Annotated in this window: 6 protein-coding genes and 1 pseudogene; 1 reads left to right on the top strand and 6 read right to left on the bottom strand. The window is 59.0% G+C overall.

Annotation, left to right across the window (positions count from 1 at the left end; translation table 11 throughout):
- Positions 1-202: 202 nt before the first annotated feature.
- Positions 203-832 (top strand): annotated as a pseudogene (locus tag RAC79_RS16435) (transposase); the annotation flags it as partial.
- Between the two features lie 172 nt (positions 833-1004).
- On the opposite strand, the gene RAC79_RS16430 reads toward RAC79_RS16435, so the two are convergent.
- The 6 genes from RAC79_RS16430 to RAC79_RS16405 all read right to left on the bottom strand — a co-directional run bounded on the left by RAC79_RS16430 (position 1005) and on the right by RAC79_RS16405 (position 6496).
- Positions 1005-1961, bottom strand: coding sequence for a FecR family protein (locus tag RAC79_RS16430; RefSeq protein ID WP_142845924.1), 957 nt, complete (start codon positions 1959-1961; stop codon positions 1005-1007).
- Between the two features lie 125 nt (positions 1962-2086).
- Complete coding sequence (locus RAC79_RS16425) at positions 2087-2629, bottom strand: RNA polymerase sigma factor (RefSeq protein WP_065657505.1); 543 nt, start codon at positions 2627-2629, stop codon at positions 2087-2089.
- 283 nt (positions 2630-2912) lie between these two features.
- Positions 2913-3707, bottom strand: a complete 795-nt coding sequence (locus RAC79_RS16420; RefSeq protein ID WP_174040140.1) for an ABC transporter ATP-binding protein — start codon at positions 3705-3707, stop codon at positions 2913-2915.
- Complete coding sequence (locus RAC79_RS16415; protein WP_174040141.1) at positions 3694-4683, bottom strand: iron ABC transporter permease; 990 nt, start codon at positions 4681-4683, stop codon at positions 3694-3696. The genes RAC79_RS16420 and RAC79_RS16415 overlap by 14 nt, the downstream gene beginning before the upstream one ends.
- Positions 4680-5708, bottom strand: coding sequence for an iron ABC transporter permease (locus RAC79_RS16410; RefSeq protein WP_174040142.1), 1029 nt, complete (start codon positions 5706-5708; stop codon positions 4680-4682). The genes RAC79_RS16415 and RAC79_RS16410 overlap by 4 nt, the downstream gene beginning before the upstream one ends.
- The gene (locus RAC79_RS16405; RefSeq protein WP_237680949.1) at positions 5705-6496 is read right to left on the bottom strand and encodes an iron-siderophore ABC transporter substrate-binding protein; all 792 of its coding nucleotides are present in this window, start codon (positions 6494-6496) and stop codon (positions 5705-5707) included. Before RAC79_RS16405 ends, RAC79_RS16410 begins: the two co-directional genes overlap by 4 nt.
- Positions 6497-6516 lie beyond the last annotated feature (20 nt).

The following is a 6516-nucleotide window of genomic DNA, read 5'->3' as shown; positions in this document are numbered from 1 at the left end:
TATCTTCAAGACTATCAAGACTTTATCGGCCTCCTTCTGGAGGCCGAAGTCGTTTTTACCCCTAGCACAACGCAAGTACAAATCAGGTCCCTGATTTGACGCGTCCTTGTCGGCGTGATTCCCTGTTCCCATATCGAAGTGGCCAGCTGCCGGTTTCATGGACATCGAGTTAAGGTGTTCCTCCTGAAACCGGAGAGCATGAATGCAAAGACGAATATTCAGCCGCGAGTATAAGCTTGAAGCAGTGAAGTTGGTCAGGGAACGTGGGGTCATTGTTGCGCAGGCTGCTCGTGATCTTGATGTTCCCGAGAATGTCCTGCGCAAATGGGTTCGGTAATACGGCGACGATCCCAGCCAGTCGTTTCCTGGAAAAGGCCAGATGAAGCCGGAGCAGCTTGAGATTTAGCGGTTACGCCGTGAAGTCGCCAAGCTGAAAGCGGAGCGCGATATCCTAAAAAAGGCCACAGCCTACTTTGCCAGGGACGCGATATGAAGTTCGCATTCATTGCAAAGCACCGTTCGATCTGGCCCCTATCGTCGTTGCTTTGCAACGACTGCCGGGCAGAGGGTGGCATGGCTCTGCGAAGCGTGTGGTCTCCATCGTATCGAGCGACTGATGCGCCTGAATGCGCTCAGGGCCAGGCCAAGACGGCGTGGTTTGCCAAAGGATGCCGGTGACCGTGCAGTCATCATGCCGAACGTCCTCGACCGCCAGTTCATGGCAGACCGTCCGAACCAGAAATGGGTGGCCGACTTCACTTACATCTGGACCGCAGAAGGCTGGCTGTATGTCGTAGTCGTCATTGACCTGTTCACACGCCGTGTCGTCGGGTAGTCGATGAATGCCAACATGATGGCCCGAGACCCAATTTCCCTCCATTTTGGGGCTCAGAGCAACCAGAGCAGAACAAACAAAACGCAGAGCTTAAGACCTTGGCGCTCTGCACTTTTGAGGTCAGAGCGAGAGGTTTCTTCGAAAGCAAGCAAGCGAGAGGCTGGTATCGTCACTCGCGAATGACGATCAGTGGGCCGAAGTGCATTGCTTTCACATGTAGGGCCTGCGTTACGAAAGCAAGCGCAACATCGGTATCGGTGATCTTCATCGTGCCGCTGACCCGTCGATTGGCGATACGAGAATCCGCAACCATGATGCGGCCGTAAAAATGCCTGTTCATCTCCTCGATAACGTAGGAAAGCGGTGTATTGTCGAGGACGATCTGGCCGCGCCTCCAAGCAAATGCGACGAGACTATCGACCGGCGCGATGGCCATTTGCCCTTTCGCGTAGTCATAGATTGCTTGCTCTCCTTCACTGACGCGGACAGGGCCTGTGCGGCTTCCGTCGATGTCGATCTGGACCGCATTTTCGTTGACGGCCACTTCAGTGTTGTCATTGCCGTAGCGAATAGCGAATGCCGTGCCGAGTGCGGTAACCTTGGCCGCCCCCGCAACAACCGTGAAGTGTCGTTCGGCGTCGTGAGCGACCTGAAAAAAAGCTTGGCCTTGAAGAAGGCGGATAGTGCGGTGGCTGTCGGTAAAGTCCACAGCGATTGCTGAAGACGAATTCAGTTGCACCTCGGATCCGTCCTCAAGCGAAATCGTTCGCATCTCGCCAGTTCCGGCTATGACATCAGCCTGCAGGCGCATTGGGCCGTCTAGCGCAAAGAAGCTGCCCGTTGCGAGCGCTAAGACCATTAAAGTTGCGATGACTGGTTTGACTAGGCTCCTGGGCCTGACCTTGATGTCGGAGAGCACGGAATCGGATTGTATAGCGCGGCTGGCATCATCCAACAGGCGTTCTGCGGCCGTGTAGGTCCGACGGTTTTCCGGGTCGCGGTCAAGCCACTCCTGAAAGCGTGCCTTGTCGCTCGGTGATTGGTTTGGGTCCCTATTGCGCAGAATCCAGTTGGCCGCTTCGCGGTTGCGTTTTTTCTGAGCGTTCCCCGCTCCTTGGGCCGACATAGGCATCTCCAGATTTGTCCCTTGACCCTTAGACGTTCGACGCCGCTAATTTAGGACCTTTTAGACTAATTCAAGCAAAAGTCGGTAGCGCTTTTCCGGATGGAACGCGAGAATCTCTTGTCGTTCTAGAGAATACGATCAAGGCAGTGGGCGAAGGCGCGACGCAGGTGCCGGTCCACCATGTTCCTGGAGATGTTGAGCCTGACGCAGATCTGGTCCGGTGTCAGACCGTGCAGACGGTGCAGGATGAAAACGAGACGACGCCGTTCCGGTAGTTCGGCGATCGCCTCGCGCAGGGCCGCAAGCCGCGCCTCGATTTCCAACGCCTGATCCGGCGCGGGCCCGCTGCTTGCCACGCAGAGGGCTTCACGCTCCGAGCCGGAGAAGAGCCGAGCTTCTTTCGTCTCCCGGCGCTGCCGGTCAATGCCTAGATTGATGGCGGCCCGGCAGAGAAACGATTTTATCGAACGCTTTTTCTGCAGTACCTCAGGCTTGGAAGCAAGTTTCAGATAGAGATCGTGCACCACATCCCGGGCGGTGGAGGATGGATGGCCGCGCCTGCGCACCGCGCTCGTAATGTCGGCGTAGTGCGCTTCCATAGCCCGGTTCAGCAATTCGTTGCTGTCAAGACTGTCCCATACAAGGGGTGAGGGCGAAGAGCTCGACATTGGCAAACAGTTTCCAAACCAACAGTCAGGTTCAGCACCAGGACGGCGGAACCGCGATGACCGATGGCTAGCGAATCTATAAAACCCATGCAAGTGCAATAGGTTAGAAAGATTCAAAACTGATGCACAGCTCCTTGATAAATCAAGAGTTAAAAACTCATCTTTATGTCTGATTTCGTTGCCCGATTCCGTTTTCCCTGTTTCGGCTAGGGAGTGCGCATTAGGCAGGCCGCATGTTCAGATGGAGCCGACGTGTGATATTTCAGTAACGGCTGCGGGCGCCTTAAAGCGGAATGCAGAGCGGCGTTCCGGCTACGGGATCGCGGATCACGACCGTCTTCACCTTGAAGACATCAGCGATCGTCTGCGAGGAGATCACCATATCGGGCGTCCCGGCCGCCGTCACCCTGCCGTCATGGAGTATAACGATATGCTGGGCGTAGCGCGCCGCCTGGTTGATATCGTGCAGGACGGCGACGACCGTCTTTCCGTGCCTGGAGACCAACGTGGTGATAAGGTTCATCAGTTCGACCTGGTGTTCCAGATCGAGATATGTCGTGGGCTCATCAAGAAGGATCGCTTCGCCTTGCTGCGCCAGCGTCATTGCGATCCACGCGCGCTGGCGCTGACCGCCGGAAAGGCTGTCCAGCGCCCGGTCGGAAAGATCCGTCGTGCCTGTCAGCATGAGCGCCTCGTCGCATGCCTCCTGATCCTGCGCCGACCAGCGGCTGAAAAGCGAGCGATGCGGATAGCGGCCCTGCCGCACGAGATCGCCGACCGTGAGACCCTCTGGCGCAACGGGACCCTGGAGCAGAACGCCTACCTTGCGGGCGACATCACGGGGCGAGAGGCCGTTCAGATCCTTGCCGTCGAGAAGAATGCTGCCGCCGGAGGGCTTCATAAGTCCGGCGAAAGTGCGCAGGAGCGTGGATTTGCCGCTGCCGTTCGGGCCGATCAGGGCCGTGAAGCATCGTTTGGGGATGGCGAGGTCGAGCCGCTCTATGATGCGGCGCTGGCCGTAGGCGATGTCTATGCCCTTGCCTGCGATCTTGGCAGGCCGTTGATTATCCTCGGTCACGGCGGCGTCCCCAGAGAAGATAGGCAAAGAAAGGTGCACCAATGAGACTGGTCACAATGCCGGCCGGAAGTTGCACCGGCGGCAGGATGATGCGACCAATGAGATCGGCGGCAACGACCAGGCATGCGCCGACCAGTACAGCGACAGGTAATATCCGGGCATGCGACGACGCCCCGGTCAGCCGCCGGGCGATGTGCGGCGCGACGAGGCCGACGAAGCCGATGAGGCCGGAGGCGGCCACGGCTGCACCCGAAAGCACGGTAACGAGCACGATCATCAGGCCTCGGATGCGATCGACCGGCTGGCCAAGGCTCTTAGCCGAGTGATCGCCGAAGCGGATCAGATCGAGTTCGCGCGCGGCGAGAAAGGCAAGTGCAATGGGAACGACGAGTGAGAAGCCCAGAAATTGTACCTTCATCATGTTGGCATCGTAGACGCTTCCGGCAAGCCAGATCATGGCGCGTTGTACATCGCCGATGTCGCCGAATGCGGATAGAAAGGTCGTTCCCGCCGTTGCGAGCGAGGAGAGGCCGATGCCGATGAGGATGATGCGGAGAGAGGAGGTTCCGCCGCGCCATGAAAGAGCATAGACCGCCAGCGCCATCACCGCGGCGCCCAGGAAACTGGCTGTCTGTATAAGCGCGATAGACGGGTCCTGCACCAGAACGATGATGGCCATGGCCGCCGCTGCAGCGCCACTGTTTATGCCGAGAACGCCGGGCTCGGCCAAAGGATTGCGCATTATTGCGAGCGTGATCGTGCCTGCGGTCGCAAGCGCCACGCCGACGAGAAGCGCGAGAAGTGCGCGCGGCAAACGCAGATCGAAGACGATCATCGTGCTCTGTGGAGCAGGCTCGCCCATTCCGGCGATGACATTGTAGAGTTCCTGCCAGGTCAAAGGAACATCGCCAAAAGCGAGACTTGCTGCGACAAGGATGGCGAGCAGAAGGGTGAGGATGATGAGAAGCCGGATCATGCCGCGCCTCTCAGCCGCGTTCGGGCGAGATACAGGAAGAACGGCGCACCGATGAGCGCGATCGTCACGCCGACGGGAAAACTTTGGCTTCCGAACACAAGCCGTCCGGCCGTATCGGAGACGACAACCAATAGCGCGCCGCCGAGTGCCGAAAAAGGGATAACCCAGCGATAGTCAACACCGGCAATCATTCGCACCATATGCGGAACGACGAGGCCGACGAACCCAATCGGTCCGGCAAGTGCCACGGCACCGCCCGCAAGCAAGATGACAGTGACCACAGATGCGCCGCGCCAAATCACCGGGTTCTGCCCGAGTGCACGCGAGGCATCCGCGCCGAGGCTGAGCGTCGTGAGATGACGGCCAAGAAAGAGAGCGGCGACGAGGCCGGTGAGGATATAGGGCGCAACGGTTTTGGCCTGCGCCATGGTTCTCCCCGTCACCGAGCCTGCGGTCCACAGGCGAACTGCATCGAGTGTGCTCTGGTCGAAGATCAGGATCGCGGTGGTGAGCGAGGTCAGGAAGGTTGCAACGATCGCCCCCGCCAGCACGAGCCCGAGCGGGGAGTGTCTGACAGCGCCAATTGAACCCAGCCCATAGACCACGATCGCGGCGATACCTGCGCCGATGAAGGCGAACCAGATATAGAGATCGCCGACGCCCGTGCCGAAGAGTGTCATCACCAAAACGACGGCAAATGACGCGCCGGCGTTGATGCCGAGCAGGCCGGGAGAGGCGAGCGGGTTGTTGGTGACCGCCTGCATGATGGCGCCGGAAACAGCGAGTGAACCACCGGAAAGCAGTGCGGCAATGACGCGGGGCAGACGGAGGGTGGTGACGAGAAGATGGTCGCGAGAGCCATCGAACTGGAAGATCGCGGCCGTTATCGTGGAAAACGATATGGCAGATGTGCCGAGTGCAACCGCGTTCATGGCGGCAAGAACGAGCAGACAGAGGAGTACAGCGAGCGCGAGCGGCCGCAGGCTATAGGCCGTGGATGGCCGGGCGGCGTTTCGGTCGATCATTGCCCTGCCAGCACGTAACGTTCGACGTCGTCGAGTATGCGATTTGCCGAACCGATACCGTGGAAGCTCTGCCAGTGACCGCGATCGACCCGATGGGCGCGTCCGGCCTGAACGGCTGGCAGCAATTGCCATAGCGGGTTCTCGGTCACCTGCTTTTCGAGCGCATCGTCCGGGCCGCTTTCAAAACCGCTGGCGGAAACGTAGAGCAGCACGTTACCATCGAGATTGGCGAGTTCCTCCCAGTCCGGCCGTTTGACGATCGTTCCGTCGGTGACAGTCTCGTAAGCGGAGCGCTTCACACCTGCCTCGCGCAGCACGGAAAAGGGGGCATAGGCGTTGGGGCCATCCACAAAGACGACAAAACGATCTGGGGCGAAACGGACGGTCGAGACCGTCAGGTTCTGGTCCTTCATCCGCGCGCGGATCCCGGCGACGCGGCTGTCGTAAGCCTTGAGTGCATCGTTTGCCACGCCTTCCTTGCCGGTCACTTCTGAAAGGCGCTGAAGATATGCCTTCCAGTCCATATGCTTGAAGAGCACAGTCGGCGCGATCTGTGCAGCTTGCTCGTAAATCGCCGAATGAACTTCCGCCGATCCGATGATGAGATCCGGCTTCAGTGCCGCCACGCGCTCGAGGCTTGGTTCCTTGGGATTGCCGAGATCGACCATCTTCTGGGCCTTCACCACGCTGAGTACCTCGTCCTCCGTAATCGCCATATAGGGCGTCGCAACGACGGGCGCCTTGAGTTCGATCAGCAGTCCAAGCGTGATCAGCGGATCGAGGGTCACGATCCGTTTTGCTTTTGCCG

Source organism: Agrobacterium sp. LR_9, from assembly GCF_041954855.1.
GTDB lineage: Bacteria > Pseudomonadota > Alphaproteobacteria > Rhizobiales > Rhizobiaceae > Agrobacterium > Agrobacterium leguminum.
The sequence above is the reverse complement of the archived record's forward strand: the minus strand, read 5'-3'. Positions and strand labels throughout refer to the sequence as shown.